Genomic DNA, 1,076 nt, shown 5'->3' with positions numbered 1-1,076 from the left:
GGCCGCGCGGGCCGGTGGTGATCTCGACGCCCTTGGTGTGGCCGTACGCGGGGTGGCCCGGGGTGAGCGAGCCCCAGGTGCGTGGCGCCTTGAGGTCGTCGGGCTCGAGTCGGAGGCCACCGGGGTAGGGCTGGACGTACTGCGTGAGCGACGAGTGTCCGACCGAGAGGATGAAGCGGTCGCGGCCCAGCCAGTCGGTGTCTGTCGGGTCGTGGCGGAGCACGCGCTGATAGAGGAGATACGCGGCCGGAGCCAGGCTCATCGCGGTGCCGGGGTGGCCGTTGCCGACCTTCTCCACGGCATCCGCTGCCAGAAGGCGTGCGGTGTCCACCGCGCGCCGGTCGATCTCATCCCACTGCAATTCCGACACTGTGAAGCCCTTCTGCAACTGTTCGAGAGCGCCCGGATTGCATGATCGCAGTCCGCAACGTTACGGAGGGGTGTGATGTGCGCCGGGCGCGCGAGTCATTTCAGCATAGCGCCGAGGTTCGACCCGTTACCCCTTCTTACAACGCTCGACCCTTCCAGTAATTCCATGGATCTGCGAGGGCTTCCTGGCAGGTGTGGGACTGCGGATCAGGTGGGTCGGGACGCGATCCCGCTGCACCCGGGCGCGTCGCCCCGCGGAGTCCGAGCGAGGCCCGGAGCCCGGGGCGGACCAGCCGTGCGTCCTCGGTGCCCTAGACTGGAAAAGCTGTCGTGACGCGTGCGGAGGAGGCGATCGAGATCTCGACGATGTCTGATCAGACCGTTGTGAAGAAGTCCATCGGTCGTACCGTGAAGGCGTACGTCGCCCTCACCAAACCGCGCGTCCTCGAGCTGCTGCTGGTGTCGACCGTCCCGGTGATGTTCCTCGCCCAGGGCGGGCTTCCCGACATGTGGCTGGTGCTCGCCACGGTGATCGGCGGCTCGCTGAGCGCCGGATCCGCAGCGGCCTTCAACATGTACCTCGACCGCGACATCGACGCTCACATGCACCGCACCGAGAACAGGCCTCTGGTCACAGGGGAGATCACCCCTCGCGGCGCGCTGATCTTCTCGTGGACCCTCGCGGTCGTCTCGACCGTCTGGCTCTG

General features: G+C 67.2%; 1 protein-coding gene and 1 pseudogene. One reads left to right on the top strand and one right to left on the bottom strand.

Translation table 11 applies throughout. The features are described 5' to 3' along the window. Nucleotides 1–370 (bottom strand): annotated as a pseudogene (locus J7E68_RS18035) (transketolase); the annotation flags it as partial. A 365-nt stretch (nucleotides 371–735) separates the two neighbouring features. Here J7E68_RS18035 and J7E68_RS18030 point away from each other — a divergent pair. Then, nucleotides 736–1,076: UbiA family prenyltransferase (locus tag J7E68_RS18030; RefSeq protein WP_215174929.1), on the top strand; the 341-nt coding region annotated here is incomplete at its 3' end.

It is taken from the genome of Microbacterium sp. ISL-103 (assembly GCF_018613995.1).
Classification (GTDB): Bacteria; Actinomycetota; Actinomycetes; order Actinomycetales; family Microbacteriaceae; genus Microbacterium.
This window is presented reverse-complemented; position numbering and strand designations above follow the sequence as displayed.